Source organism: Roseivivax jejudonensis (assembly GCF_900172265.1).
GTDB classification, from domain to species: domain Bacteria; phylum Pseudomonadota; class Alphaproteobacteria; order Rhodobacterales; family Rhodobacteraceae; genus Roseivivax; species Roseivivax jejudonensis.
In genome coordinates, this window is the sequence record NZ_FWFK01000006.1 from 1 (window position 1) to 25,953 (window position 25,953).

At 68.6% G+C, this 25,953-nt stretch carries 26 protein-coding genes; 12 read left to right on the plus strand and 14 right to left on the minus strand.

Annotation, left to right across the window (positions count from 1 at the left end):
* The first annotated feature begins 31 nt into the window (after window positions 1-31).
* Together ROJ8625_RS15545 and ROJ8625_RS15550 are read left to right on the plus strand one after the other, a co-directional pair.
* Complete coding sequence (locus ROJ8625_RS15545) at window positions 32-1,399, plus strand: acetyl-CoA carboxylase biotin carboxylase subunit (protein WP_085792844.1); 1,368 nt, start codon at window positions 32-34, stop codon at window positions 1,397-1,399.
* Window positions 1,400-1,410: 11 nt separating this feature from the next.
* Window positions 1,411-2,868: a hydroxymethylglutaryl-CoA lyase-like TIM-barrel protein gene (locus tag ROJ8625_RS15550; RefSeq protein WP_159456782.1), complete on the plus strand. Its 1,458-nt coding sequence runs from the start codon at window positions 1,411-1,413 to the stop codon at window positions 2,866-2,868.
* 43 nt (window positions 2,869-2,911) lie between these two features.
* Here ROJ8625_RS15550 and ROJ8625_RS15555 read toward each other — a convergent pair whose 3' ends face one another.
* From ROJ8625_RS15555 to ROJ8625_RS15585, 7 genes are read right to left on the minus strand one after another with little or no spacing between them, the layout of a single operon-like run.
* Window positions 2,912-3,445 (minus strand): NADPH-dependent FMN reductase, encoded by a 534-nt coding sequence (locus tag ROJ8625_RS15555; RefSeq protein WP_085792846.1) that lies wholly within the window; start codon window positions 3,443-3,445, stop codon window positions 2,912-2,914.
* Window positions 3,446-3,460: 15 nt separating this feature from the next.
* Window positions 3,461-4,774 carry a TRAP transporter large permease gene (locus tag ROJ8625_RS15560; protein ID WP_085792847.1) on the minus strand — a complete coding sequence of 438 codons (1,314 nt, stop codon included), beginning with the start codon at window positions 4,772-4,774 and terminating at the stop codon, window positions 3,461-3,463.
* Entirely contained in the window at window positions 4,771-5,337 is a 567-nt protein-coding gene (locus ROJ8625_RS15565; protein ID WP_085792848.1) for a TRAP transporter small permease subunit, read from the minus strand. The genes ROJ8625_RS15560 and ROJ8625_RS15565 overlap by 4 nt, the downstream gene beginning before the upstream one ends.
* Window positions 5,338-5,351: 14 nt before the next feature.
* Entirely contained in the window at window positions 5,352-6,431 is a 1,080-nt protein-coding gene (locus ROJ8625_RS15570; RefSeq protein WP_085792849.1) for a C4-dicarboxylate TRAP transporter substrate-binding protein, read from the minus strand.
* Window positions 6,432-6,463: 32 nt separating this feature from the next.
* Window positions 6,464-6,862, minus strand: coding sequence for a YciI family protein (locus ROJ8625_RS15575; protein WP_085792850.1), 399 nt, complete (start codon window positions 6,860-6,862; stop codon window positions 6,464-6,466).
* A 10-nt stretch (window positions 6,863-6,872) separates the two neighbouring features.
* Entirely contained in the window at window positions 6,873-8,018 is a 1,146-nt protein-coding gene (locus ROJ8625_RS15580; protein ID WP_085792851.1) for a CaiB/BaiF CoA transferase family protein, read from the minus strand.
* A gap of 14 nt (window positions 8,019-8,032) precedes the next feature.
* Entirely contained in the window at window positions 8,033-8,845 is an 813-nt protein-coding gene (locus ROJ8625_RS15585) for a citryl-CoA lyase (protein ID WP_085792852.1), read from the minus strand.
* Window positions 8,846-8,974: 129 nt separating this feature from the next.
* Between ROJ8625_RS15585 and ROJ8625_RS15590 the strand changes: the two genes are divergently transcribed.
* The 8 genes from ROJ8625_RS15590 to ROJ8625_RS15625 all read left to right on the plus strand — a co-directional run bounded on the left by ROJ8625_RS15590 (window position 8,975) and on the right by ROJ8625_RS15625 (window position 17,596).
* Window positions 8,975-9,838, plus strand: a complete 864-nt coding sequence (locus tag ROJ8625_RS15590) for a dioxygenase family protein (protein WP_085792853.1) — start codon at window positions 8,975-8,977, stop codon at window positions 9,836-9,838.
* Window positions 9,839-9,842: 4 nt separating this feature from the next.
* Window positions 9,843-10,646, plus strand: coding sequence for an IclR family transcriptional regulator domain-containing protein (locus tag ROJ8625_RS15595; protein ID WP_085792854.1), 804 nt, complete (start codon window positions 9,843-9,845; stop codon window positions 10,644-10,646).
* Window positions 10,647-10,679: 33 nt separating this feature from the next.
* Window positions 10,680-12,197 carry an amidohydrolase family protein gene (locus tag ROJ8625_RS15600; RefSeq protein ID WP_085792855.1) on the plus strand — a complete coding sequence of 506 codons (1,518 nt, stop codon included), beginning with the start codon at window positions 10,680-10,682 and terminating at the stop codon, window positions 12,195-12,197.
* 60 nt (window positions 12,198-12,257) lie between these two features.
* Window positions 12,258-13,094, plus strand: coding sequence for a cytochrome c family protein (locus ROJ8625_RS15605; RefSeq protein WP_085792856.1), 837 nt, complete (start codon window positions 12,258-12,260; stop codon window positions 13,092-13,094).
* A 29-nt stretch (window positions 13,095-13,123) separates the two neighbouring features.
* The gene (locus ROJ8625_RS15610) at window positions 13,124-14,146 is read left to right on the plus strand and encodes a uroporphyrinogen decarboxylase family protein (RefSeq protein WP_085792857.1); all 1,023 of its coding nucleotides are present in this window, start codon (window positions 13,124-13,126) and stop codon (window positions 14,144-14,146) included.
* Between the two features lie 201 nt (window positions 14,147-14,347).
* Window positions 14,348-15,100, plus strand: coding sequence for an endonuclease/exonuclease/phosphatase family protein (locus ROJ8625_RS15615; RefSeq protein WP_085792858.1), 753 nt, complete (start codon window positions 14,348-14,350; stop codon window positions 15,098-15,100).
* A gap of 77 nt (window positions 15,101-15,177) precedes the next feature.
* Window positions 15,178-16,323: a TRAP transporter substrate-binding protein gene (locus ROJ8625_RS15620; RefSeq protein ID WP_085792859.1), complete on the plus strand. Its 1,146-nt coding sequence runs from the start codon at window positions 15,178-15,180 to the stop codon at window positions 16,321-16,323.
* Between the two features lie 130 nt (window positions 16,324-16,453).
* Window positions 16,454-17,596, plus strand: coding sequence for a TRAP transporter substrate-binding protein (locus ROJ8625_RS15625; protein ID WP_085792860.1), 1,143 nt, complete (start codon window positions 16,454-16,456; stop codon window positions 17,594-17,596).
* A 31-nt stretch (window positions 17,597-17,627) separates the two neighbouring features.
* Here the strand turns inward: ROJ8625_RS15625 and ROJ8625_RS15630 are convergent, their stop codons facing one another.
* From ROJ8625_RS15630 to ROJ8625_RS15650, 5 genes are all read right to left on the minus strand, one after another.
* Complete coding sequence (locus tag ROJ8625_RS15630) at window positions 17,628-18,317, minus strand: DUF998 domain-containing protein (protein WP_085792861.1); 690 nt, start codon at window positions 18,315-18,317, stop codon at window positions 17,628-17,630.
* A 23-nt stretch (window positions 18,318-18,340) separates the two neighbouring features.
* Window positions 18,341-20,323, minus strand: coding sequence for a TRAP transporter large permease (locus tag ROJ8625_RS15635; RefSeq protein WP_085792862.1), 1,983 nt, complete (start codon window positions 20,321-20,323; stop codon window positions 18,341-18,343).
* Complete coding sequence (locus ROJ8625_RS15640) at window positions 20,320-20,883, minus strand: TRAP transporter small permease subunit (RefSeq protein WP_085792863.1); 564 nt, start codon at window positions 20,881-20,883, stop codon at window positions 20,320-20,322. The genes ROJ8625_RS15635 and ROJ8625_RS15640 overlap by 4 nt, the downstream gene beginning before the upstream one ends.
* Window positions 20,884-20,982: 99 nt before the next feature.
* The gene (gene kynU, locus ROJ8625_RS15645; protein WP_085792864.1) at window positions 20,983-22,194 is read right to left on the minus strand and encodes a kynureninase; all 1,212 of its coding nucleotides are present in this window, start codon (window positions 22,192-22,194) and stop codon (window positions 20,983-20,985) included.
* 3 nt (window positions 22,195-22,197) lie between these two features.
* Window positions 22,198-23,031, minus strand: coding sequence for a tryptophan 2,3-dioxygenase (locus ROJ8625_RS15650; RefSeq protein ID WP_085792865.1), 834 nt, complete (start codon window positions 23,029-23,031; stop codon window positions 22,198-22,200).
* Window positions 23,032-23,190: 159 nt separating this feature from the next.
* Here ROJ8625_RS15650 and ROJ8625_RS15655 point away from each other — a divergent pair, with 159 nt between their 5' ends.
* Complete coding sequence (locus ROJ8625_RS15655; RefSeq protein WP_085792866.1) at window positions 23,191-23,385, plus strand: type II toxin-antitoxin system VapB family antitoxin; 195 nt, start codon at window positions 23,191-23,193, stop codon at window positions 23,383-23,385.
* Entirely contained in the window at window positions 23,382-23,747 is a 366-nt protein-coding gene (locus ROJ8625_RS15660) for a type II toxin-antitoxin system VapC family toxin (protein ID WP_085792867.1), read from the plus strand. The genes ROJ8625_RS15655 and ROJ8625_RS15660 overlap by 4 nt, the downstream gene beginning before the upstream one ends.
* Window positions 23,748-23,749: 2 nt before the next feature.
* On the opposite strand, the gene ROJ8625_RS15665 is transcribed toward ROJ8625_RS15660, so the two are convergent.
* On the minus strand, window positions 23,750-24,856 hold the full coding sequence (locus ROJ8625_RS15665; protein WP_085792868.1) for an aminotransferase class V-fold PLP-dependent enzyme: 1,107 nt from the start codon (window positions 24,854-24,856) through the stop codon (window positions 23,750-23,752).
* Entirely contained in the window at window positions 24,853-25,938 is a 1,086-nt protein-coding gene (locus tag ROJ8625_RS15670; protein ID WP_085792869.1) for a cupin domain-containing protein, read from the minus strand. Before ROJ8625_RS15670 ends, ROJ8625_RS15665 begins: the two co-directional genes overlap by 4 nt.
* Between the last annotated feature and the right edge of the window lie 15 nt (window positions 25,939-25,953).

The window sequence follows — 25,953 nt, forward strand, 5'->3', positions numbered from 1 at the left end:
GCCGATCCTGCTCGTCCGCCCGGAGGCCTGAATGGCCCTGCGCCGTGTCCTCGTCGCCAATCGCGGAGAGATCGCGGTCCGGGTGATCCGGGCCTGCCGGTCGCTCGGGATCGAGACGGTGGCGGCCGTTTCGGACGCCGACCGGGCCACCCTCGCCGCAGAACTCGCTGACCGCGCGGTCTGCATCGGCCCGGCCGCCGCATCGCAAAGCTACCTGCGCAAGGACGTGCTGATCGCGACCGCCCTCGGCACCGGCTGCGACGCGGTGCATCCGGGCTACGGCTTCCTGTCGGAGAACGCCGAGTTCGCGGCGCTCTGCGCTGAACACGGCCTCGTCTTCGTGGGGCCTTCGGCCGAGTGCATTCGCCAGATGGGCAACAAGCTGGTCGCACGCGAGATCGCCGAAGCGGTCGGCGTGCCGCTCGCGCCCGGGTCGCCGCGGATCGCCGAATTCGCCACCGCCGAGGGAATCGCAAACGAGATCGGCATGCCGGTCCTGTTCAAGGCGGCCGCCGGCGGCGGCGGGCGCGGCATCCGCATCGTTCACCGTGCGCAAGATCTGCGCAACGCCTTCGACACCGCGTCGGCCGAGGCGCAGGCCGCCTTCGGCGACAGCGCGCTCTTTCTGGAACGCTACATCGCCAACGCGCGGCACATCGAGGTCCAGATCCTCGCCGACCGCCACGGCACCGTCGTGCACCTCGGCGAGCGCGACTGCTCGCTCCAGCGCCGCTACCAGAAGCTCCTGGAGGAGGCGCCGCCCACCGATCTGCCCGACCACATCCGGGAGGAGGTCCGCGCGGCGTCGGTCCGGCTCGCCGAGCACATCGGCTACGAAAGCGCGGGCACGGTCGAATTCGTCGTCGATTCCGACCGCGGCGAGGTGTTCTTCCTCGAGATGAACACGCGCGTGCAGGTCGAGCATCCGGTGACCGAGATGATCACCGGCATCGACATCGTGGCCGAACAGCTTCGCATCGCGGCGGGCGAGGCGCTGTCGTTCGGGCAGCAGGACGTGCGCTTCGACGGCCACGCGATCGAATGCCGGATCAACGCGGAATCGCCGGCCAGGGGCTTTGCCCCCTCCCCCGGCCGGATCACCGACTGGGCCCCGCCCGAGGGCGACGGGATCCGCGTCGACAGCCACGCCCACGCCGGATACGTCGTGCCGCCGTTCTACGACTCGATGGTCGCCAAGCTCATCGTTCACGGTCGCGACCGCGCCGACGCCATCGCGCGCACCGACGCGGCGCTCGCGCGGTTCCGCGTCGCCGGAATCGAGACCACGATACCGTTCCACCGTCACGTCCTGGCGCAGGCGGCCTTCGCCGACGGGCCGATCAACACGACATGGCTCGACGGCGCGGCGCAGTCCTTCGCCGCGACCGAAACGGCCTGAAGGAGGGCAGGATGAACGCATCGGTCCACATCATCGACACCACGCTGCGCGACGGTCAGCAGAGCCTCTGGGCCATGAACATGCGCACGGGCTGGATGCTGCCCGCGCTCGACCGGCTGGACCGCGCAGGCTACGAGGCGATGGAGTTCTTCGTGCCCGTCGTCCAGATCAAGAAGATGATCCGCGACCTCGAGGAGGATCCGTTCGAGTGGCTCCGCCGCGGCACCGCGCGGGCGAAACAGACGCCGCTGCGCCTCCACGCGGGCTATCGCAGCGGGCTCGGCAAGGTCCCCGAAGCGGTGTCGAAGCTGATGGTCCGCACGATCATCGACGCGGGCATCACCACCGCGCGCATCTCTGATCCCTGGAACGACTTCGGCACGCTGAAGGAAGAGCACGACGAGATGCGGCGGATGGGCATGGAATCCGTCGTCAACCTGATCTACTCGGTCTCGCCCCGCCACACGACCGAGTACTTCGTCCAGCGCACGCGCGACGCCGCCGCGCTCAGGCCCTATCGCCTCTGCTTCAAGGACGTGGGCGGCCTGCTGACGCCGGAACGGGCGCGGGAGCTGCTGCCGCGGGTGCTGGAGGCCGCGGGCGACATCCCGGTCGAGTTCCACAACCACTGCAACAACGGGCTCGGGGCGTTCAACGCGCAGGAAGCGGTGGCGATGGGCATACGGCACGTGCATTCGGCGGTGCCACCGCTCGCCGACGGCTCGTCCCAGCCCTCGGTCCTCGATATCGTGCGCAACCTGCACGCGCGGGGGTACGACGTGCCGCTCGAGCTGGACCCGGTCCGCGAGACCTCGGAGTTCCTGACGCGGATCGCGGCGCGCGAGGGGCTCGCCATCGGCGCGCCCCGCGCCTACGACGAGACGCTCTACGCCCACCAGATCCCGGGCGGCATGATCTCGAACCTCGAATACCAGCTCGCGAAGGTGGGCATGGGCGACCGGATGGACCTGATCCGGGAAGAGGCCGCGCGGGTCCGCGCGGACCTGGGCTACCCGATCATGGTGACGCCGTTGTCGCAGTTCGTGGGCACGCAGGCCGCGATCAACGTCATCACCGGCGACCGCTACAAGCAGGTGTCCGACGAAACGATCCAGTATGCGCTCGGCCAGTGGGGACGCGAGGCGCTCGACCACATGGACGGCACGGTCCGCGACCGCATCCTCGACCGGCCTCGCGCGCGCGAGATCGCCGCGATCGAGCCCGAGGAGCCAAGCCTCGAGGAGGTGCGCCGCGCGGCCGGCGCCGACCTGACCGACGAAGAGCTGATCGTGCGCGCGTATGTCGACGACGCCGCGGTGCAGCTGATGCGCCGCCTGCCGCCGCCCGACGAAGAGCCGTTTGCCCGGTCTCCGGTCGTGGAACTGGTCGCGCAGCTCGCGGCGCAGAGCGCGCAGCACGAGATCTCGATGACGACCGGCGATCTCTCGGTCCGCCTCTCGAAGCGCTGATCCGCCAGCGCGGGCGGGCGCGCCCGGGCCGCCGGCCGCGCGTCTAGCGAGAGCCGAGGCGCGCGATGAAATCGGACAGGATGCTGTCGGCGAAGTCGAGAATGGCCGCGTCGGTCAGCTTTCCGTCCTCTACCTTGGCGTTCGCCTGCGGCACGAGGATTTCCTTGCTGGGATGCACCCGCGCCAGCATCCCGTTCAGCACGTATTTCAGGTGCGACTGCGCGCGCACGCCGCCGAGCGGCCCACCCGACACGCTGACCACGACGCAGGGCTTGTCCTTGAAGACGGACTCGTAGGCGGGGCGCGAGGCCCAGTCGATCGCGTTCTTCAGGACGCCGGGAATGCTGTAGTTGTATTCCGGCGTGACGAACACGACACCGTCCGCCGCGGCGACGGCGTCGACGAAGGCGGCGACCTTCGGGTCGTCCGTCACGTCCGCGTTGTAATGAGGCAGCGCGCCGACATCGGCGGTGCCCGCCTCCACGCCGTCGGGCAGACGATCGATGAGGGCACGCGCCGTGGCGCGCGAGGAAGAGGCAGCCCGCAGGCTGCCAGGCACGAAGAGAAGTTGGGTCATGTCATTTCCGCTGTGTCAGAGCCGCGCGAGCCATGTCGAGATCGAAGGAAAGAGGATCAGGATGGCGAGAGACACCACCATCGCGGCCACGAAGGGCAGCGCGCCGCGAAAGATGTCGCCGACCGACAGGTCAGGATCCTCGATCGCCGACTTGATGGTGTAGACCGACAGGCCGAACGGCGGCGTGAGAAGGCCGAGTTCCACCGCGACGACCGTCAGGACGCCGAACCAGATGAGGTCGAACCCCGCCGCCTGCGCAACGGGAAGCGCGATGGGCAGGACGATCAGCATGATCGAGATCGAGTCGATCAGGCAGCCCAGCACCACGATCAGGAGCAGGTAGACGATCAGGAAGCCGTAGGGCCCGATGGCAGTCTCGAGAAAGAGATCGGCCAGTTCCCGCGGAACGCCCGAAAGCGCCAGCATCCGGCTGAAGAAGGTCGCGGCGAGGATCAGGAACAGCACCGACACGGTGATCTGACCGGTCTCGACCATCAGGTTCCAGAGCGTGCGCTTGGGAAGCGACCGCCGCAGGAGCGCGATCACCAGCGCACCGGCCGCGCCGGCCGCGCCGGCCTCTGTCGGGTTCAGGAACCCGCCGTAGAGACCGCCGAGAACGAGGATCATCAGCGACAGGATCGGCACGGACTTCTTAAGGAACCCGCCGAGCGACAGATCGTCGTAGGCGGCGGTGTCCTCGCGCGTGTCGAACACGAAGCGTTCCGACCGCCGCGCGAGCAGCAGGATCGTCGCCGCGAACACGACCGACAACAGCAGCCCCGGCCCGATCCCGGCCAGGAACATCCGGCCCACCGATTGCTCTGCGAGCACGGCGTAGACGATCATCAGGAGCGACGGCGGGATCAGCATGCCGAGCACGGACGAGCCCGCGACGACGCCGGTCGCGAAGCGCTTGGTGTAGCCGTGGCGCGTCATCTCGGGCACGGCGACGCGGCTGAACACCGTCGCCGACGCGATCGAGATTCCGGTGATCGAGGCGAACACTGCGTTTGCAAAGACCGTCGCGATGCCGAGGCCCGCGGTCACGCGCCGCATCAGCCGCTCGAAGACATCGAACGTGTCCTTGCCCACGTTGGACACGGTTACCAGCAGCCCCATCAGCACGAAGAGCGGCACGACCGCAAAGAGGTACTCGCGCAAGGAGTCGTTGCCGACGGCGCCCAGCATGTTCATCGCCACCGCGTCGTTGCGGATCATCGAGACCCCGAAGAACGACACGCCGAGCATGGCGACGCCGATCGGCATCCCGAGGTAGATCAGCACGATCAGTCCGGTGATCGACGCGTATCCGATCTCGAGCGGGCTCATGACGCGGGCTCCGCGCGTCCGGCGGCGACCGTCGCGGACCGTCCGGCGCGCGCGAGGAACTCGATCGCCGCGACGACGAGACCGACGAGTATGAAAGCGCGGAAGGGCCAGGTCGGCAGCGTTCCGAGGCCGGGCGTGCCGATGAACTCGCCGCGCTCCCAGTCGGTGCCGAGCACGTCGAGCGTCGCCCACGCCATCATGCCGACCATCGCGGCACCGGCGAGGCAGAACAGCGCCTCGAACGCCGCGCCGACGCGGGGCCGTTTCTCGCGCATGGGCGTGATGAAGAGGCCCGCCCGGGCGAGCCGGTCCGCGCGCACGGTCGCGGCGAGCTGCAGCGCCACGATCATCACGAGCAGGAGCGCCCCGAGCTCGGACACCAGCGGCAGCGACGATCCCATGCCGTTCCGCGCGACGATGTCCGCGCAGATGATGAGCATGAGACCGGCGATGAGCGCGGTGCCGAGCGCGGCGAGCGCATCGACGACCCAGCCCCACGCCCGGGCGAGCGGGGAACGGTGCCGGGGGGCGGCACCGTCCGTTCTGTCATCAGGGGATGTCACCTGCAGGGCGCCCGTTACAGCTCGTCGTCCCAGGCGCGCACCGGCTCGGCGCCACGCTCGCGCAGGCCGTCCATGTAGGCGCGCATGAACTCGCGTGCGGGCACGCCCTGCTCTTCGAGCCCGTCAGCCCATTCCTTGGCGATGTTGGGCATCGCCTGCACCCACGCCTCGCGTTCCTCTTCGGGAATGTCGATGATCTGCACCTGGGGCGATTGCTCGGCACCGGCCTCGACCATCGCATCGAGCGCGGCCTCGTGCCGTTCGTTGAGGTCCGTGCCGTGGCTCTCGGTGTAGTATTCACCGGCCTCGATCATGGCGTTCTGGACCTCTTCGGGCAGACCGTCCCAGCTGTCGCGGTTGATAGCCACGGCGCCCGAGAACGCGACGCCCAGATCGTAGCGGTGAATGTAGGGCGCGACCTCGTAGATCTTGGCTGGCAGCACGCCGAGCGCGAGCGACAGCACACCGTCGGACACGCCGGTCTGGATGTCGGTGTAGAACGTGGTCAGCGCGCCGTCGACGGCGTTGGCGCCGGTTCCGCGCAGCCAGTTGCCCAGAACCCCCGGCGCCGAGAGCTTCATGCCCTCGAGATCCGAGAAGCCGCCCAGTTCTTCCTTGGCGTAGACGTCGTAGCTGTCGGTGCCGGTGAAGCCGAGAACCTTGAGGTTGTACTGTTCCCACTCGTTGCGGAAGGCCTCGTTGGTCTCGAACAGCTCGGACATGACCTCGAGCTGGAGCGAGGCGTCGGCGGTCGAGAACGGCGCGTAGGACGACGCCTGGCTCATCGGCAACTTCGCGGGCTCGAGGAACGAGAACACCCAGCCGATATCGGTAATCCCCTGCTCGACAGAGTCGAGCGTGGCGTTCGCCTTGTAGAGCTGGCCGCCGAAGGCTTCGTACCAGTTGATCTCGTAGTTGCCGCTCTCGGCGAGGATCTCGTCCGTGCGGGCCATGAAGTGCGTCTGGATCATGCCGACCCAGGGAATGACCGTCGGGTGGCTCGAGGCCACGGTCAGGTCGATCGTTTCCTGCGCGAAGGCCGCGCCGGGCAGGATCATCGCGCAGCTGAGCGCGGTGCCGTACAGATGCTTCATTGGGATCTCCTCCTCCCTTGAATCGTGACGTGTCAGACGATCTCGAAACGCTGGCTCGACAGGTCGAGCCGGACCGTCACACTTCCCTCGTTGATCATCCACGGGCGCACGCGGAACGCGCGCGCACCGGCCTTGTGCATGGGATCGGCCTCGGCAATGCGGATGGCCGCCTCGCGTGTCTCGGCGCGCACGACCACGAGGCCGTCGCCCTCCCAGCTCTGCTCGTCATCGGTCCACATGGGGCCGGCGGAGTAGAGCACGCCGTCCGCCTCGAGCTGCACCTGATAGGCGAGATGCGCCTCCAGATGCTCGAAGACCGGGGCCATCCCGTCGACCGGACTGGTGAATATCGCGTAGAGCTGCTTCTGCAGCATCTCGCGGCTGGCCTGCTTCACGTCGGCCGCGGGCACGGATCTGAGCGGTTCGGTCATGTCCGGCCCCTCAGCCCGCGCGCAGCTTGCGCAGCTCTTCGCGGATCTCGTCGCCGTGCTCGTCGAGCACCGGCGGCGCGATCACGTCGGTCTGCGCCGCGCCATCGAAGTTGTAGGGCGGGCGCACCGTGGTGAAGGTGCCGAGCTCGGCGCTCGGAACGCTGACCTTGATGTTGAGGTGTTGGGCCTGCGCGTCCTCCAGCGCCTCGGACGCGTCGTAGGCCGGCGAATGCGGCACCTCGTGCTCGAGCAGGAGCGCGCACCATTCGTCGCGGGTCTTTTGCATGAAGACCGGCGTGAAGTGCGCGATCAGCTCGTCCTGGTGCTGGATCCGCTCCAGCCGTTCGTTGAAGCGCGGGTCCTCGTTCAGCTGCTCCTGCCCCGTCGCGGCGAGGAGCCCCTCCCAGAACTTTTCCGGGCTGGACAGGTGGAATGCGATCCATGCGCCGTCCTTGCACTCGAACGTGTAGCTTTGCGACACGGTCGGGCGCGACAGCGGGCCCATCACCTCGCCCACGCTGTAGAAGTGGGTGAAGGCGTCGAGGTTGAAGTGGCACATCGCCTCGAGCATCGAGATGTCGACGCGCCGCCCCTGCCCGCCCTTCTCGCGCTCGAACAGTGCCGCGATGCAGGCCATCGCCGCGTACTGGCCGGTGACGGCATCGGCGATCGCCGGGCCGATCACGCGCGGATCGGTCGGCGGCGTCAGCAGCCGCAGATAGCCGCTCGCCGCCTGCGCCACAGAATCGAACACCGGGCGGTCGCGCGACGGGCCGGAGGTACCGAAACCCGAGATCGCGCAATAGACCAGTCTGGGGTTGATTTTGCGCAGCTCGTCCTCGCCCGCGCCGAGCCGCTCGGCCACGCCGGGGCGAAAGTTCTGGATGAAGATGTCCGCGCTCGCGACGAGATCGTGGAAGACGGCGAGGTCGTCCTCGTCCTTCGTGTCGAGCGCGATGGAGCGCTTGTTGCGGTTGTAGGTCTGGTAGTGCGGCGAGTAGAGCCCGCCCTTGAAGGCGCGGAACGGGTCTCCGGTGCCCGGACGCTCGACCTTGATGACATCCGCGCCCAGATCGGCGAGGTGCATGCCGCAGGCCGGGCCGGTGATGTAGGTGCCGAGTTCGACGACCCGGACGTCCCTGAGGATCCTGACCATTCCGTTCCTCCCCGTTACGCGCGCTTGGCTTGTGTCTTGGACGACTCGACGCCGTCGTAGCTGATCGCCTGGTCGGCGTGGTTCGACATGATGAACCCGATCGAGCGCAGGCTTTCCTCGTAGAGATGTGCCGACAGGCCGGCGGCGCGGGCCAGAAGCGGCACCGCCTTGATCGCCTCCAGCGGCCAGCCCGCGTCGAGGATCGTCGCCGGAATCGCGCCCGACACGTTGATCGGCAGCGGCCGGCCGGTGATCTCCGGCGCGTGTTTACCGAGGATGCGGAGCGTCTCGACATACTTGCCGCTCACGCCGATCTCGTCGCTGAGATCCATAAGCGTGTTGGCCCGGGGGTCGCCGGTGTTGTGCTGCGGATGGCCGAGGCCGGGCACCTTCTTCTTGGCGGCTTTCAGCGCCTTCAGGCTGTCGATGGCGGCGGTCTCGAGGTCGGTGCCGTCGGCCTCCGCCTTGTCCAGAACCTCCTGCAGGAACTGCGCGGCGACCTCGGACGAGCCCGCGACGACGCTGCCCATGCCCAGAAGACCGGCCGACATCGCGCCTTGCCACGCGTCGGGCCCCGCGGCCAGCGTCATGCGCGCCGCCTGCACCGACGGAACAAGCCCGTGCTCGGCGATCGCGACGAGGCAGGCATCCATCATGCGCCGCTGCGGCTCGGTCGGCTTCTCGCCAAGGACCAGCAGCCAGAAATAGTCGGTGAAGCCGATTTTCCCGATCAGGTCGTCGCACAGATCGTGGCCGCGCACGGTGATGCTCTCGGCGTCCGACGTGGCGATCGCCGTAAAGCTCTGATCCTGTTTGCCAATGCGCATCGCGCTTCCTTTTTCGGTATGCGAAATTTTTTGCTCTTGCCGAAGACTAGAGGGCGGATTACCGTTTCGTCAAGCACGATTGTTGCGAAGGGCGACACGCACCAGCAACGAACGCCAAGGGAGGACCACATGCGCTCGATCAACCAATTCAATCTCACCGACGCCGTGAAGGAGAGCTTCGCGACCGAACCCGGCAGCCGGTTCGAGCAGCTCCTGCACGGGCTGATCGAGCACCTGCACGACTTCACCCGCGAACACAGCCTGACCCACGACGAGTGGATGCGCGTGCTGAACTTCCTCTACGATTGCGGAAAGATCTCCACGCCCGAGCGGCACGAATACATCCTGCTGTCGGACGTGCTCGGCTTCTCGGCGCTCGTCGACATGATCAACACCCGAGGCGGCGCCACGGAGGGGTCGAATCTCGGTCCCTTCTACCTCGACGACGCGCCGGAAAAGCCGCTGGGTGCCGACCTGTCGGAAGGGCGCGACGGCGCCGTCGTGCTGGTGCACGGCAAGGTCACCGACACCCTGCACAAGCCCCTGCCCGGCGCCATCGTCGATACCTGGCAGGCCGACGGCGCGGGCACCTACCCGATCCAAGAGCAGGAGCACGGCCAGGACAAGATGGACCTGCGCGGCAAGTTCACCTGCGACGACGAGGGGCGATATTTCTACACCACGGTCCTGCCGAAGCCCTATACCGTGCCGTACGACGGACCGGTGGGCGAGCTTCTGCGCGCGGGCAACCGGCACGCCTGGCGTGCGGCGCATCTTCACTACATCGTCCGCGCCCCGGGCATGGCCGGCGTCACCACCGAGGTCTTCTTCGAGAACACAGAGTACCTCGACAACGACGCGGTCTTCGGCGTGCGCAAGTCGCTCATTGCCAAGGTGCAGCCGGTGCGGAAGGCCGACCAGTTCGACTACGATCTCGCCGTGAAACCCGACGCCGTCTTCGAGTTCGATTTCGTCCTCGCGCCGGAGGGGTGACGCCGTGGAACAGAAATCAGAAAGACCGGCCGAGTTCGTGGAGGCCCTCGCCAAGGGCCTCTCGATCCTCGAGAGCTTCGACGGGACGCGGCCGGAGATGACGCTGAGCGAGGTCGCGAAGGTGGTGAACCTGTCGCCGGCCGCGGCCCGCCGCAGCCTCATCACGCTCGAGACGCTCGGCTATGTCGGGCGCAGCGGAAAGCAGTTCCACCTGACACCCAAGATCATGACGCTGGGCTCGGCCTTCTACGCGTCGGCGCGGATCGACGAGGTGCTCCAGCCCGAGCTGAAGGCGGTGGTCGACCGGTTCGGCGACGCCTCCTCGGTCGGCGCGCTGGACGGGCACGACGTCATCTACATCGCCCACGTGTCGGTCCAGCGCGCGCGCCGCGCGGCGGCGGTGGTGGGCGTTCGCTACCCGGCCTTCGCCACGTCGATGGGCCGGGTCATCGTCGCCGGCATGCCCGACGACGAGCGCGCGGCGTGGCTGGCCCGGCTGGCCCCGCAGGCGCTGACCTCGCGCACCTGCACCGATCCGTGCCGGCTGGGCGAGGAACTCGACCGCGTGCGCGAGCAGGGCTACGCCACCACCGTCGATCAGCTCGACTACGGCATCACCGCCATCGCGGTCCCGATCCGCAACGCCGAGGGCCGGACGATCGCCGCGCTCAACAGCTCGGGCTACACCGGCCTCGTCACGCCGGAACAGCTCGTCGCCGAACGCCTGCCCGAGCTGCGCGCCACCGCCTCGCATATCGCGCACCAGCTCGTGCGCTATCCCGTCCTGGGGTCGGCCCTCACCGGCTGATCCCCCGCAATTCCACGGAAAAGGAGACACCCGATGTGCAGATTGTGCGACCCCGCGCGCCCGAAAGCGCCGTGCCCGTCACGCCGCGACTTCCTCAAGGCCTCGGCCATCGGCGGCGCCGCGGCGGCCACGGGCGCGACTCTCGGCGGCTCCGCCACGGCGCAGCAGGCGGCCGAAGGATCCATTCCCGCGGGGATCGGCGCGCCCGGGCGGCAGACCCTGATCCGGGGCGGCACGATCATCTCGGTCGATGACAGCGTCGGCAACTTCGCCTCCGGCGACGTCCTGATCGAAGGCGGGCGGATCGTGGAGATCGCCGCGTCGATCGACGCGCCAGACGCCGCGGTGATCGACGCGGCGGGCAAGATCGTCATGCCCGGCTTCATCGACACCCACCACCACCAGTTCGAGACCGCGCTGCGCAGCCAGCTTGCGCACGGCATCCTCGTCAACGACGGGCGCTCCGTGAACGAGACGAACTACTACGACACGATCCTGCAGACGTTCTCGATGGTGTACCGGCCCGAGGACGTCTACATCAACGAGCTCTTCGCCGGGATCGCGCAGCTGGACGCGGGCGTGACGACGGTGATGGACGTCAGCCAGATCCACCACAGCCCGGAACACTCGGACGCCGCCATCGAGGGGCTGCAGGACGCCGGCCGCCGGTCGGTCTTCGGCTATTTCGAAGGGCACGGCGACCGCTCGCAGTACCCGCAGGATGCCCGCCGTATACGCGAACAGTACTTCGCCTCCGACGACCAGCTCACGACGATGGTCATGGGCGGCGAGATCTACCTGCCGGGTTACGAGACGAGCTGGCAGATCGGCCGCGAGCTGGGCCTGCCGATCGCGCTGCACGTGGTCGGCACGTTCGGCATGGCGGACACGTTCGACCAGCTCGCGCAGGCGGGCGAGTTCGGAGACGACAACATCTTCATCCACATGACGGGCATGTCCGACATGAGCTGGCAGGCGGCGGCCGACGCGGGCGCGCATGTCTCGCTCGCCGTGCCGATCGAGATGCACATGCGCCACGGCACGCCGCCGATCCAGAAGGCGATCGACCTCGGGCTGTCGACCTCGCTGTCGTCGGACGTGGAATGCACGATGACCGCCGATCCGTTCACGCAGATGCGGGGCCTCATCACGCTCCAGCGCATGTTCGCGAACGAGGCCGCGCTGTCCGGTGCCGAGGATTACCCGGCGCTGATGCAATGCCCCGACGCGATCCGCCACGCCACGATCGAGGGCGCGCGCGGCCTCAAGCTCGACGACGTGACCGGGAGCCTGACGCCCGGCAAGGCGGCAGACATCGTGCTGCTGGATGCCGAGGCGCTTAACGTCACGCCACTCAACAACGCGCCCGGCGCGGTGGTGACGCTGATGGAGCGCTCGAACGTCGATACCGTGCTGGTCGCCGGCCAGGTGAAGAAATGGCGCGGCCAGATGGTCGGCTTCGACATCGCGCGGCTGCGCTCGGAACTCGAGGCGAGCCGCGACCACATCTTCGAGGCGGCCGGGGTGGAGCGCGACCTCTTTGCCTTCTGACCGACGGGTTTCGGCGCCGGCCGGAGGAGCAGCCGGCGCCGGTTTTTCAGGGAGGAATTCATGAAGACGCTTTCGACACTGGCCACCGGACTGGCGGCGCTCGGCGGCATCGCCGCCGCGGAGACGCCCGAGGCGCGCGGCGAATACCTCGTGCGCGGGATCATGGGCTGTGGCAACTGCCACACGCCGATCGGGCCCGAGGGGTTCGTGATGGAGCAGGAACTCGGCGGCCGGCTGGTGGAGGACAACGACATGTTCACCGCCTACGCGCCGAACATCACGCCCGGCAGCCGCATCGCGGACTGGACCGATGCCAAGCTCGCCCGCGCCATCCGCGAGGGCATCCGGCCCGACGGCACACTGATCGGCCCGCCCATGCCCTATTCCGCCTACCGCCACATCTCGGACGACGACCTGTCGGCGATCGTGGCGTTCCTGCGCACGGTCGATCCGGTCGACACCGAGGGGCCCGCATCGGAATACCGGATCGAGCTGCCGCCAAGCTACGGCCCGCCGGTCGAGAGCGTCGACGCGCCGCCCCGCGGCGCGACCGAAGCCTACGGCGAATACCTCGCCATGGGCCTCGCCCACTGCATGGAATGCCACACGCCGATGACGCCCCGCGGTCCGGACTACGACGCCCGGCTCGGCGCCGGCGGCTTCGAGTTTCACGGCCCGTGGGGCATCTCGGTCGCGTCCAACATCACCCCGCACGCCGACGGGCTCGACGGCTACGACGACGGCGAGATCAAGGCGATGATCACCGAGGGCATCCGCCCGGACGGCTCCGCCATGCTGCCGCCGATGCCCTACCCCTACCTCGCGCGCATGACCGACGACGATCTGGAGGCGATCGTGCGCTACCTCCGCGCGCTCCCGGCCCTGCCCAACGGATGACGCGCCACCCAGCAAACCAGGAGACACCCATGCTGCTGCCCACCTCCCTTGTCGGAAGCTATTGTCAGCCCGACTGGCTCATCGACCGCGAAAAGCTCGGCGGCCGCTTCCCGCCGCGCACCCGCGCCAAGGAGCTGTGGCGGATCCCCGAAGAGCATCTGGAAGAGGCGCAGAATGACGCCACCATCGCCGCCATCAAGCTGCAGGAAGAGGCCGGGCTCGACATCATCACCGATGGCGAGATCCGGCGCGAGAGCTACTCCAACCGGTTCGCCACCGCGCTGGCCGGCGTGGACATCGACAACCCCGGCACCGCGCTCGACCGGTCCGGGCACCCCAACCCGGTGCCGCGCGTGACCGGCGACATCGTGCGGATCCACTCCGTCGAGGTCGAGGATCTGAAGTTCCTCAAGCGCCACACCGACCGCATGGTCAAGATGACGGTGCCCGGGCCCTTCACCATGTCGCAGCAGGCGCAGGACGACCATTATGGCGACCCGCGCGCCTGCGCGCTCGCCTATGCGCAGGCGGTGAAGGAGGAGATCGCCGATCTCTTCGCCGCAGGCGCCGACGTCGTGCAGCTCGACGAGCCGTACATGCAGGCCCGGCCCGAGGCGGCCGAGGAATACGGACTGGAGGCGCTGAACGCGGCGCTGGAGGGCGCGGCAGGCAAGACCGCCGTCCACATCTGCTTTGGCTATGCGGCGATCATCCACGAACGACCCGAAGGCTACTCGTTCCTGCCGCAAATGGCTGGGTGCTCCTGCGACCAGATCTCGATCGAGACGGCGCAGTCGAACCTCGATACCTCGGTGCTGGAGCATCTGCGGAGCAAGACCATCATTCTCGGCGTGCTCGACCTGTCCGACCCCGAGGTCGAGACGCCGCAGGTGATCGCCGACCGCATCCGCCGCGCGCTGCCGCACGTGGATGCGGAAAAGGTCATCGTGGCCCCCGATTGCGGGCTGAAATACCTTCCGCGCGAGACAGCGTTCGGCAAGATCCGGGCGATGGCCGAAGGTGCGGCGCTGGTGCGTTCCGAACTCGGCTGAGGCGGCGGGCGCGGGGTCTGCCGCGCCGGCTGCGGCCACGATCTGCCGGTGAGATCGGCAGCGACGCCCCGCGCGGCAATCGGACCGCGCGGGGCACCGCCGAGAAAGCCGATGCGACCTTTGCCGGCGTGCCTGTGGGCGCGATCCGTGCGACGCTCCGCCTCGGCCGGCCCCCGCCCCTGATCCGAAGGCCCGAAAGACGTGACAGACCCTGAGACGCGGTTCACCTGCGCGAGCTGGAACATCCACCGCGCGCGCGGCAACGACGGTGTGGTCGATCCCGGGCGCACCGCCGATGTCGTGGTCGGCGACGTCTGCGCGCCACCGCCCGACGCGCTCTTGCTGCAGGAAGCGGACGAGGAGGCGCCGCCCCATCGTGGGCTGCTCGATCTCGACCGGATCGAACGCGACACGGGATTGCGTTCGGTCCACGCGGCGCCGGAGACCCGTTGGAGCGTCGAAAGCCACGGGTTTCTCGGCACGATCGTGTTCCTGTCGGCGGCGTCGGTCGTCGAGCGCGTGCTGCTTGTCGACCTTCCGGGCCACTGCCATCGCGGCGCGGTCGTGGTGGATTTCACCCATCGCGACAAGCCGCTGCGGCTCGTCGGCGCGCATCTTGCGCTGGCGCTGCCGCTGCGCGTGGCGCAGACGCGCACGATCGGCCAGCATCTCGCCCGCCGCGCCGCGCGGCCGACGATCCTGTGCGGCGATCTCAACGAGTGGCGGCCGTGGGGCGGGCCGGCGCTGTCGCGCCGGGTGACGATCCTGCCCTTTGCCGGGCCACGCCGGGCAAGCTTCCCTGCCCGCCGACCGATCCTGCCGCTCGACCGCGTTCTGGTGACCCCGCCCCTGTCGGTAAAGACGCTCGAAGTGCTCGACACGCCCGCCATCCGCGCGACCTCGGACCATCGTCCGATCCGGGCGGACCTGACGCTCCCCGCGGCGCGGTCCTGACCCGCGCGGTCACGTGGTCGTCAGCGCGGCGTGCCGCTCTAGGTGACTCGCCACGACATCTATAGAGGGGAGAATTCATGGATCGCCGCAAGTTTCTGACCACCGCCGCTGTCGGCGGCACCGGTGCCGCGACGCTGGCCGCGCCCGCGGTCGCGCAATCCTCGCCGCAAATCCAGTGGCGCTGCACCTCGTCCTTTCCGCAATCGCTCGACACGATCTACGGCGGTGCGCAGGACGTGGCCCAGTACGTGCGCGAGGCGACCGACGGCGCCTTCGATATCCAGGTCTTCGCGGGTGGCGAGATCGTGCCCGGCCTGCAGGCTGCCGACGCGGTGCAGAACGGCACCGTCGAGATGTGTCACACCGCAGCCTACTACTACGTCGGCAAGTCGCCCACTTGGGCGCTCGGGGCGGTCATTCCCTTCGGCCTGAACAATCGCGGCATGAACGCGTGGCTCTACTACGGGGGCGGGCTCGACGCGCTCAACGGCTTCTACAATTCGCAGGGTCTGCACTATCTGCCGGCCGGCAACACCGGCACGCAGATGGGCGGCTGGTTCCGCGAGGAGATCGGCGGGCTGTCGGACATGGACGGGCTGCAGATGCGGATCGCGGGCCTCGCCGGGCGGATCATGGAGCAGATCGGCGTGGTGCCGCAGCAGATCGCCGGCGGCGACATCTACCCCGCGCTCGAGCGCGGCACGATCGACGCGGCGGAGTGGATCGGCCCCTACGACGATGAGAAGCTGGGCTTCTACCAGGTCGCGCCGTACTACTACTATCCCGGCTGGTGGGAAGGAAACCTGACCCTCAACGTCTTCGTGGGCACCGAGGCGTGGGAAAGCCTGCCGGACACCTACAAGCGCCTGCTCGAAACCGCGTGCCGGGCCGCCAACACCGAGATGATGGCGGAATACGACTACAAGAACCCGACCGCGCTGCGCAGCCTCGTGCAGAACGGCGCGCAGCTTCGCGCCTTCCCGCAGGAGGTGCTGGACGCCACCTACGAGGCGGCGCTGTCGCTTTATTCCGACCTGCGCGGCAATACCGACGGCTGGGCGGACATCTACGACAGCATGATGGACTTCCAGGCCGAGCACTTCCTCTGGCAGCAGGTGGCGGAGCAGAACTTCGCCAGCTTCATGCAGCAGAAGCAGTCGCAGGGTCGGCTTCCGGCACAGATCTCCGGCGCGGGATCGACCGGCGGGTCCGGCAACAACTAAGCGTGGCTTCAGTCGACGCGATGCGGCCCGGGGCACCTGCCCCGGGCCGTTTTCTTTTGCGCCCCGGAGTCGACCTTGCCGGCAATCTTCAATAAGGCGCACGTCGGATATAGCAATATGAGGCAAGGACATGGACCGCCGGTCATTCTTCCGAAACGCCGCACTGGGTGGCGCAGGCTCCCTGACGCTCGCCGCGCCCGCGATCGCGCAATCCGGACCGAGCGTGCAGTGGCGCTGCACCTCGTCGTTCCCCAAGGGTCTCGACACCGTCTATGGCGGAGCCGAGGACATCGCGCGCTACGTGCGTGAGGCCTCCGCCGGCGATTTCGACATCCAGGTCTTTGCGGCCGGAGAGATCGTGCCGGGCCTGCAGGCGGCCAACGCCGCTCAGAACGGCACCGTCGAGATGTGCCACACCGCCGCCTACTACTTCGTCGGCCAGTCGCCCACCTGGGCGCTCGGCACGGTGATCCCGTTCGGCATGAACGCCCGCGGCATGAACGCATGGCTCTATTACGGCGGCGGGCTCGACGCGCTCAACGCCTTCTTCCGCGAGCAGGGTCTGCACTATCTGCCGGCCGGCAACACCGGCACGCAGATGGGCGGCTGGTTCCGCGACGAGATCGGCGGGCTGTCGGACATGGAGGGACTGCAGATGCGCGTCGCCGGGCTCGGCGGGCGGATCATGGAGGCGCTCGGCGTCGTGCCGCAGCAGATCGCCGGCGGCGATGTCTATGCCGCGCTCGAACGCGGGGCGATCGACGCGACCGAATGGGTCGGCCCCTACGACGACGCCCGGCTCGGCTTCCAGCGGGTCGCGCCGTACTACTACTATCCCGGCTGGTGGGAGGGGAACGCCACCCTTTCGGTCTTCTGCAACAGCGAGTCCTACGAGGCGCTGCCCGAGGAATACCGCAGCCTTCTGGACACGGCGGCACGGGCGGCGAATACCGACATGCTGGCCGAGTACGATTACAAGAACCCCGCCGCCCTGCGCGAGCTGGTGGACAGCGGCGCGCAGCTGCGCCGGTTCCCCGACGAGGTGATGAACGCCGGCTACGACGCGGCGCTCGATCTCTACTCGGACTTCCGCCAGAACGTCGACGGCTGGGCCGACATCTACGACAGCATGATGCGCTTCCAGTCCGAGCATTTCCTGTGGCAGCAGGTGGCCGAGCAGACCTTCGCGAGCTTCATGTACGAAAAACAGTCGAACAACGCGCTGCCCGCGCAGATCGACGGTGCCGGATCGGTCGGCGGAACCGGCGAGTGAACGCCGCGCGCCCGCGTTCGACGCGGGCGCGTCACCCGATCAGGCGATGCCGCCGTTCCAGCCCACGCGCCGTGAACATCATTCCGAGCGGGACGGTCCAGAGCATCGTGAACACCACCGCGACCTTCTCGAAGAGGCCGTCATATCCGTTCGGCGACAGCTTGAACGCCGCGGCAAAGGCCAGCCAAAGCACTGACGAGGCGATGAACAGGTTGCCATAGAGGTTGCGGATCCCCCGCGCCCCTTGCGACATCAGCAGCGGCCCGGCGAGAAACAGCGGCCCGAGGCCGAACGACAGCTTGGTATGGACGGACAGGCCCTCGCTGTCGGCCGTCGCCCCGAACTCGTCCCAGATCCCCAGAAGCGTGACGTTGAGCGCCAGAAGCGCGAGGCAGAAGATGCCGAGCGACCAGCCGACGCGCCCCAGGTGCGCGTGAGCCGCCGCGATCGACAGCCCGAGCAGGCCCGCCGCGTGCACGTAGAAGCCGGTGTCCATGATCCACGCCTTCGGCCCGCGCGCCAGGTCGCTGATCGTGTCGGCCACGAAATCGTGCTGGTTCACGGAGGCCGCCCAGACGATCGTGAGCACCGGACCGAGGCTGCCAAGGATCCCCGCGATGCCGCAGAGTACGAGGAGTTCGGGCCGCTCGTGCGTGACGACCTCGGCCATTTCGGCGCGCGGATGCAGCCCGTGCCCGCGCCTTTGCGCCTCATTCGCCATACGGCTCTCCTTCGGATCACATCTCAGTTTCCGAAGTTGAAGCCCCCGGAGCCCTCCTGCGGTTCCGATGTTTCTGCCTCATCGTCGCCGCCGTCGTCGCCCCCGCCGAAATTGAACCCGCCCTCCGGTGCGCCGGACGCGCCGCCACTGTCGGGCGCGTCGTCCGAGGGTCCGTCGCCGGACGATGTGCCTGGGTCCGAGGACGACCCGTTCTCTCCGGACGAACCGCCCGAGCCGCCAAAGTTGAAGCCGCCTCCGGAATCCTGGCCCGTCCCGGACGATCCGCCGTCGGAGCTGCCGCCACCGAAGTTGAACCCGCCCCCGGCACCGCCGTCCGAGGATCCGCCATCGCCGTCTTCGCCCGAGGATCCGCCGCCGAAGTTGAAGCCGGTGCCGCCGCTGTCGCCCGACGCCGCCGGCGCGGTCGGCGGCGGCTGCCGGTCGCCCTGGTAGTGGGTCACGAGGCTCGGGACCGAGATCACCAGCAGGATCAGCAGGAACTGGATGCCGATATAGGGCAGCACGCCCTTGTAAATCTGCGGCGTACGGATCCCCGGCAGGGTGCCGCCTGTGACCGTGTCACGCCTGTCCTGCCCCGGCGCGACCGAGCGCAGGTAGAACAACGCGAAGCCGAATGGCGGGGTCAGGAACGAGGTCTGCAGGTTCATCGACAGGATCACCCCGAACCAGATCAGGTCGATCCCCAACGTTTCGGCCACCGGCGCGAGCAGCGGCACGAGGATGAACGCGATCTCGAAGAAGTCGAGGAAGCAGCCGAGGATGAAGATGACGATGGTCACCACCACGAGGAAGCCGAACTGCCCGCCCGGCAGGCCCAAGAGCAGCTCCTCCAGCCACACCTGCCCGTTCACGCCGTAGAACGTCAGGCCGAAAACCCGCGCCCCGATCAGGATGAACAGCACGAAAGCCGACAGCTTGGCCGTCGCTTCGACCGCCGAGCGCAGCGTCTTGAGATCGAGCCGCCGCTTCGCGACCGCGAGGATCAGCGCGCCGACCGCGCCCATCGCCCCACCCTCGGTCGGCGTGGCGATCCCGAGGAAGATCGTGCCGAGCACGAGGAAGATCAGCGCCAGCGGCGGAATCAGCACGATCACCACCTCCTCGGCCAGCCGCGACAGCAGCCCCAGCCGCATGTAGCGGTTGGCCAGCGCGATGCCGTAGCAGATGATGACCGTGAAGGCTGCCGCGAACACGGTGCGCGTGGCCGGAATGTAGCCGTCGAAAAGAAGGCGCGCCGAGCCGACATAGAGAACGGCCGCCAGTGCGAACATCGCCAGGAGCGACCAGATCCCGCCCCCGAGACGGCGCTCCTCGGGCGGCAGCGCGGGCACGGCCGACGGCCGCAGCAGCGTCAGCGCGAACATGTAGAGACAGTAGACGCCGATGACGATCAGCGCCGGATAGAGCGCGCCGAGATACATGTCGCCGACCGACACGCCGAGCTGGTCGGCCATCACGATGAGGACGAGCGACGGCGGCACGATCTGCGCCAGCGTTCCCGCGGCGGCGATGGTGCCTGTCGCCACCGACGGGTCGTATTGGTAGCGCTGCATGATCGGCAGCGAGATGAGGCCCATCGCGATCACCGAGGCCGCGACGACTCCCGTCGTCGCCGCGAGCAGCGCGCCCACGAGGATCACCGCGAAGGCCACGCCCCCGCGCAGCGGCCCGAAGAGCTGGCCGACCGTGTCGAGCAGATCCTCCGCCATCCCCGATCGCTCGAGGATCAGACCCATGAAGGTAAAGAACGGGATCGCCAGCAACGTGTCGTTGGACATGATCCCGAAGACGCGTTCCGGCATCGCCCGGAGCAATGGCCAGAACAGGTTGATCTCGTTCGAGTAGTCCGACAGCCCGACGCCGATCACGAAGAAGATGAGCCCGCCCCCGGCGAGCGTCAGCGCCACCGGGTAACCGAGAAGCAGAAGCCCCATCACGCTGATGAACATGATCGGGGCGAGATTGTGGGCGATGAGCTCGATCACGACCGGGCCTCCCGGGCCACCGGCGGCAGCTCATCGTCGGGCGCGGTCGGATACGGCAGCGCACCCGACAGCTGCGCGGACCGCTTGATGATCTCCGACACGCCCTGCGCGGCAAAGGAGATGAAGCCCAGCAGGACCCACAGCTTCGCAGGCCATCGGATCAGACCGCCGGCGTTGGAGGACTGCTCGCCGCTGACATAAGAGGACACGAAGAACGGCCAGGCCAGCCAGACCATCAGGACGGCGAACGGCATCAGGAACAGCAGGTGACAGGACAAATCGACGATCGCCCGCGCCCGCGGCGACAGCCGCGAGGCCAGAACGTCGACGCGCACGTGCTCGTCCTGCCGCAGCGTCCACGCGGCGCAGAGCAGGAACACCGCGCCGAACAGGTACCATTGCAGCTCGAGCCAGGCGTTAGAGGAGATGTTGAAGCTCTTGCGGATGACCGCGTTGCCGGCCGAGACCAGCACCGCCGCGAGCACGAGCCAGGCGACGACGCGCCCGATCCAGCCGTTGATCCAGTCGATCCCGCGCGCGAGACGAACGAGCGCCGCCATTGTGATCCTCCCTGATCCCGATCCGGGGGCATCCGCGGACGCGCCCGTGCGTCCGCTGCGGGAACCAGCTAGCACATCGCGCGGCGGGAAACAGGGGGATTAGGTGACCGCGGCACGCGCCTTATACTTCGGATCCTGCCACAGCTCGTCGCGCAGCACGGTCTCGAGCACGTCGACCGCCGCCGTCACGTCGTCCGCATCGAGGTAAAGCGGCGTGAACCCGAACCGCATGATGTCCGGCGCGCGGAAATCGCCGATCACGCCGCGCTCGATCAGCGCCTGCATCGCGGCGTAGCCTTCGTCGAAGCGGAAGGACACCTGGCTGCCGCGCGCCTCGGGATCGCGCGGGCTCGCCAGCGTCAGCTGCGGGCAGCGCGCCTCGACGTCGGCGATGAACTGCTCCATCAGCGCGACGGCGGCGGCCCGCACCTCCGTCATCGCGACGCCATCCCAGACGCCGAGCGCCTCTTCGAGCGCGGTCATCTGGATCACCGGCGGGGTCCCGACGCGCATCCGCGCGATGCCGCCCGCCGGGCGGTAGTCGAGGTCGAAGGCGAACGGCGCGTCGTGGCCCAGCCAGCCCTGCAGCGTCGGCGCCGCGACATCGGCGAGATCGGGCCGCACGTAGATGAACGCCGGGGCCCCCGGCCCGCCGTTGAGGTACTTGTAGGTGCAGCCCACCGCGAACTCGCAGCCGGAACCTTCGAGGTCGACCGGGAACGCGCCCGCGCTGTGCGCGAGATCCCAGATCATCACGGCACCGGCCTCCTGCGCCGCGCGGGTGATGCCGGCCATGTCGTGCCGACGGCCGGTGCGGTAGTCGACCTCGGTCAGCATCACCGCCGCGACGTCCGGGCCGATGGCACCCGCCGCCTCTTCGGGCGCGACCACGCGCAGCTCGTAATCGTCGCCCAGCAACTCCAGAAGGCCCCGCGCCATGTAGAGATCGGTCGGAAAGTTGCCGCTGTCCGACAGCACCACCCGGCGATCGGGCCGCAGCGCCAGCGCCGCGGCAAGCGCCTGGTAGACCTTGATGGACAGCGTGTCGCCGACCATGACGGTGCCCTCGGGCGCGCCGATCAGGCGGCCGATCCGGTCGCCGAGGCGCCCGGGCTGGGCGAACCACCCGGCGCCGTTCCAGCCGCGGATCAGCATCTCCCCCCATTCGTCGGTCATCATCGCCTGCGTCCGCGCCGTCACCGATTTCGGCAGCGGCCCGAGCGAGTTGCCGTCGAGATAGATCACCCCGTCGGGCAGGTGGAACAGGTCCTTGCGGGTAACGGACGGGGCGGTTCGGATGGTGTCGGGCATGTGTCAGAGTCCTCCGCGGACGCTCCAGAGTTCGGGAAAGAGCTCGACCTCGAGCATCTTCCTGAGGTAGCTCACGCCGCTCGTTCCGCCGGTGCCGCGCTTGAAGCCGATCACGCGTTCGACGGTGGTGACGTGGTTGAACCGCCAGCGGCGGAAGTAATCCTCGAGATCCACGAGCTTTTCGGCCAGCTCGTAGAGCGTCCAGTATCGCATCGTGTCGGTATAGACCACGTGCCAGGCGGCCTCGATCTCGGGGTCGGCGACGTGCGGCGCGCGCCGCCGGTAGCTCTCCGGCGCGAAGGTGCGGCCGGTCGCGGCCGCCAGCGCATCGAGCGTGACGTGATAGAGCGAGGGCCGCGCCAGCTCCGCCTCGAGCCGGGCGAGAAGATCGGGACGATGCGCGTGCACGCGCATCAGGTGCGTGTTGCGATTGCCGAGCGCGTACTCGATCAGCCGGTACTGGTGCGACTGGAAGCCCGAGGATCGGCCGAGGCTTTCTCGGAAGGTGGTGTAGTCGGAGGGCGTCATCGTGCGCAGCACGTCCCACGACGCGTTCAGCTGGTCGAAGATGCGCGCCACCCGGGCCAGCACCTTGAAGGCGGGCTGGAACGCGCCCTGCCCGATGCTCGCGCGCGCGGCGTCGAGTTCGTGCAGGGCGAGCTTCATCCAGAGCTCGCTGGTCTGGTGCTGGATCACGAACAGCATCTCGTCATGCGCGTCGGACAGCGGGGCCTGCGCATCGAGGATGCGGTCGATCTGCAGATAGTCGCCGTAGCTCATGTCGCGGGCGAAGGACATCTGCGCGCCGTCATCGGCGGGATCGCGTGGATCGGACATGGCTCGGCCTGTCGCCGTGAAGGGATGCGCGACGGTAGCCCGCGGCGGAATTTACTTCAAGCCTGAAACTTCAAGCATAAAGCGAATGCCCCGGTCGAGTGGCCTTGCGCAGCATCTCAGAACGCATCATATTGTGCGCATAATGATGCAGAGGTTTTCATGCGCACCACCGTCACACTCGACGACACGCTGCTGGACCGCGCCACGGCGCTGACCGGCATGAACGACCGCGGGCCGCTCCTGCGCGAGGCGCTGCGCGCGCTGATCGAGCGCGAAAGCGCCCGGCGGCTGGCGCGGCTCGGCGGCAGCGAACCCGACATCGACGTGGCCCCGCGCCGGCGCGACGAGGCGTGATCCTCGCCGATACCTCGGTCTGGATCGACCATCTGCGGCACGGCGACCCCGACCTCGCGCGTCACCTCGACGCCGGCGAGGTGGCGTGCCACCCGCTCGTGGTGGCCGAATTGGCGCTCGGCACCCTGCGCGCGCGGGACGAGATCCTCGGTCTGCTGGACGGGCTGCCGGCGCTGCCGCTCGCAACGGTGGCCGAAGTGCGCGCCATGATCGAGGCGCGCCGGCTGATGAGCCGCGGCATCGGCTATGTCGACGCCGGGCTGGTGGCCTCCTGCCTTCTGACCCCGGGCACGACGCTCTGGTCGCGCGACCGGCGGCTGGCCGCGGTGGCCGACCAGCTCGGCATCGCGGCGGCCGTCTGAGGTCAGGCGATCCGGCCGAGCACGGCGAGGACGCGCTCCACGTCGTCCATGGCCGTCGTCGCGCCGGGCGACAGCCGCAGGAGCGGCCCGCGCGCGTCGGCAAAGATCCCTTCGGCCTTCAGCTCGGCCACCACGCGCCCGGGAGCGGCATCGCCGAGGTGCAACATCACGCTGCCGCCGCGCCGCGCGCGATCTTTCGGCGTGGCCGGGGCCAGCCGTGTGCAGTCGAGGATCGCGTCGCAGAGCGACTGCGCATGGTCGAGGAGCGCGGCGCTGCCCTGTGCCGCCTGCCAGCGCAGGCCCGGCACCGACGCGATGGCGGGCAGCGGCGCCGGCGTGCCCGCATCGAAACGGCGCGCATCCTCGGCATAGGCGAAGCCGTCGAGATCCCACGAGAACGGATCGGGCTGGCTGAACCAGCCGCGCAGTTCCGGCCGGCATTCCGGCAGGAGCGCGGGCGCGACGTGCAGGATCCCGGCGCCCGGCGCGCCGCACAGCCACTTGAGCGAAGTCGAGACCGCGATGTCGGGCGCAAGCGCCTCGCAGGACACCGGCACCACCCCCACCCCCTGCGTGAGGTCGAGCGCGATCAGGCTGCCGCTGGCGCGGATCGCGGGCAAAAGCGTGTCGAGATCGGCGCGGTAGCCGGCGGTCGAGGTCACGAGCGTCACGAGAGTCATCGCCACGTCCTCGCCCAGCCGGGCGATCACGTCCTCTTCGCGCACCCATGTCTCGCCCGCGCGCAACGGCACGGTCTCGAGCGTGAAGCCGCGCCTCTCGGCGAGGCCCGAGAGCAGGAAGTGCAGGCTCGGGAAGCAATCCGCCGCGACAAGCACGCGCCGGCCCGAAAGGCGCGCGTCGGGCAAAGCACCTAGTACGGAACTCAGCGCCGCGGTGACGGATTCGGCGGTGGTGACGCTGCCCGGCGGCGCCGCGATCAGCGCCTCCCAGAGCGCGACGAACTCGGCCCGCGCGGGCAGCACCCGCGGCCAGTGGCGATCGTCGGGCGCCGACCAGATCTCGGCGAAGGCGGCGGCGACCTCGGCCATTTCCCGCGCCTTGTCGGGATAGAGCCCGACCGAGTGGTTGAGGAAATACCCCCCGCTCATCGCGTGTCCGTCCGGAACGTGCCGGGGAGCGCGACCTCGAGCAGCTCGATATCGTCCGATGGCGCGGCATAGCGCGTGGCCATCCCCGGCGGGATCACGAAGGCGTCTCCGGCGGCGAGCGGAACCGGATCGCGGCCCTCGCCCTCGAGCGTCATGGTGCCCTCCATCACGAAGGTGAAGAGGATGTCGGCGTCGTGCGTCGCCCAGGCCGTGGGCCCCTCGCCGCGGCGGGCGACCATCACGCCGGCCACGTCGCCGGTGTTTTCTGCGATCGTGGTGTCGCGCGCCGCAAAGCCCGGCAGGCGGAAGGGCCGCCACGCGGCCACCTCGGCGCGGTGATGCACGAAACGCTGACCCTGGAACCGCCGGTCGGGATTCGCCGGGCCGTTCGGCAGCGTCATCTCGTGGTCGATCGTGGTGACGTGCTCGGCCGGCACGCCGATCTCGATCACTTCGATGTTGTCGGCGGCGTAGAGGACGCGATGGCGGATCTCCGGCGGTTGAATCACGCAGTTCCCGGCATGGAGCCGGAACGGCTCGCCCTGGTCCTCGTAGACGAGATCGACCCACCCGCGGTAGCAGAAGATCAGCTGAAACCCAACGGTGTGGTAGTGCACCATGTCGGGCACCGGGCCGCCGTCCGGAATGCGGATGTGGCTGGCGATGATCGACCCGCCGAGCCGGTCGGGAATGAGATCGCGGTAATGCATCCCCGCGCGGCCGACGATCCACGGCGCCTGGTCCGCGAGCCGCCGCACGATGAACGAATGCAGCGCCTGCGGCACGACCATCGGCGGCTGCATCTCGTCGATCTCGATCCGGGTGCCATTGGGCGCGGTGAGCGTGCGCGCCCCCTCGGCGAACCCGTCGGGATCGTCCATCCGGAGCCGCAGCGTCCCTGGCGGCTCGGGCGCGCCCTTCTCGATCCTGAGCCGCACGCCGTGGCCGGAGAACACCGCCACCGCCGGATCGTCGGCCGGGTAGATCATGTCGAGCCGCATCCCCAGCGTCTTCGTGTAGAACGGGATGTCCGCGCGAAGCTCGTCGGTCGGGAGGCGTATCTCGGCGAGAATGTCGCTCATCGGGTTGCCCTTGTC

Coding starts and splice junctions, on each gene's coding strand:
- ROJ8625_RS15545 (WP_085792844.1), top strand. CDS start 32: ATGGCCCTGCGCCGTGTCCTCGTCGCCAATCGCGGAGAGATCGCGGTC.
- ROJ8625_RS15550 (WP_159456782.1), top strand. CDS start 1,411: ATGAACGCATCGGTCCACATCATCGACACCACGCTGCGCGACGGTCAG.
- ROJ8625_RS15555 (WP_085792846.1), bottom strand. CDS start 3,445: ATGACCCAACTTCTCTTCGTGCCTGGCAGCCTGCGGGCTGCCTCTTCC.
- ROJ8625_RS15560 (WP_085792847.1), bottom strand. CDS start 4,774: ATGAGCCCGCTCGAGATCGGATACGCGTCGATCACCGGACTGATCGTG.
- ROJ8625_RS15570 (WP_085792849.1), bottom strand. CDS start 6,431: ATGAAGCATCTGTACGGCACCGCGCTCAGCTGCGCGATGATCCTGCCC.
- ROJ8625_RS15575 (WP_085792850.1), bottom strand. CDS start 6,862: ATGACCGAACCGCTCAGATCCGTGCCCGCGGCCGACGTGAAGCAGGCC.
- ROJ8625_RS15580 (WP_085792851.1), bottom strand. CDS start 8,018: ATGGTCAGGATCCTCAGGGACGTCCGGGTCGTCGAACTCGGCACCTAC.
- ROJ8625_RS15585 (WP_085792852.1), bottom strand. CDS start 8,845: ATGCGCATTGGCAAACAGGATCAGAGCTTTACGGCGATCGCCACGTCG.
- ROJ8625_RS15590 (WP_085792853.1), top strand. CDS start 8,975: ATGCGCTCGATCAACCAATTCAATCTCACCGACGCCGTGAAGGAGAGC.
- ROJ8625_RS15600 (WP_085792855.1), top strand. CDS start 10,680: ATGTGCAGATTGTGCGACCCCGCGCGCCCGAAAGCGCCGTGCCCGTCA.
- ROJ8625_RS15605 (WP_085792856.1), top strand. CDS start 12,258: ATGAAGACGCTTTCGACACTGGCCACCGGACTGGCGGCGCTCGGCGGC.
- ROJ8625_RS15610 (WP_085792857.1), top strand. CDS start 13,124: ATGCTGCTGCCCACCTCCCTTGTCGGAAGCTATTGTCAGCCCGACTGG.
- ROJ8625_RS15620 (WP_085792859.1), top strand. CDS start 15,178: ATGGATCGCCGCAAGTTTCTGACCACCGCCGCTGTCGGCGGCACCGGT.
- ROJ8625_RS15625 (WP_085792860.1), top strand. CDS start 16,454: ATGGACCGCCGGTCATTCTTCCGAAACGCCGCACTGGGTGGCGCAGGC.
- ROJ8625_RS15630 (WP_085792861.1), bottom strand. CDS start 18,317: ATGGCGAATGAGGCGCAAAGGCGCGGGCACGGGCTGCATCCGCGCGCC.
- ROJ8625_RS15640 (WP_085792863.1), bottom strand. CDS start 20,883: ATGGCGGCGCTCGTTCGTCTCGCGCGCGGGATCGACTGGATCAACGGC.
- kynU (WP_085792864.1), bottom strand. CDS start 22,194: ATGCCCGACACCATCCGAACCGCCCCGTCCGTTACCCGCAAGGACCTG.
- ROJ8625_RS15650 (WP_085792865.1), bottom strand. CDS start 23,031: ATGTCCGATCCACGCGATCCCGCCGATGACGGCGCGCAGATGTCCTTC.
- ROJ8625_RS15655 (WP_085792866.1), top strand. CDS start 23,191: ATGCGCACCACCGTCACACTCGACGACACGCTGCTGGACCGCGCCACG.
- ROJ8625_RS15665 (WP_085792868.1), bottom strand. CDS start 24,856: ATGAGCGGGGGGTATTTCCTCAACCACTCGGTCGGGCTCTATCCCGAC.
- ROJ8625_RS15670 (WP_085792869.1), bottom strand. CDS start 25,938: ATGAGCGACATTCTCGCCGAGATACGCCTCCCGACCGACGAGCTTCGC.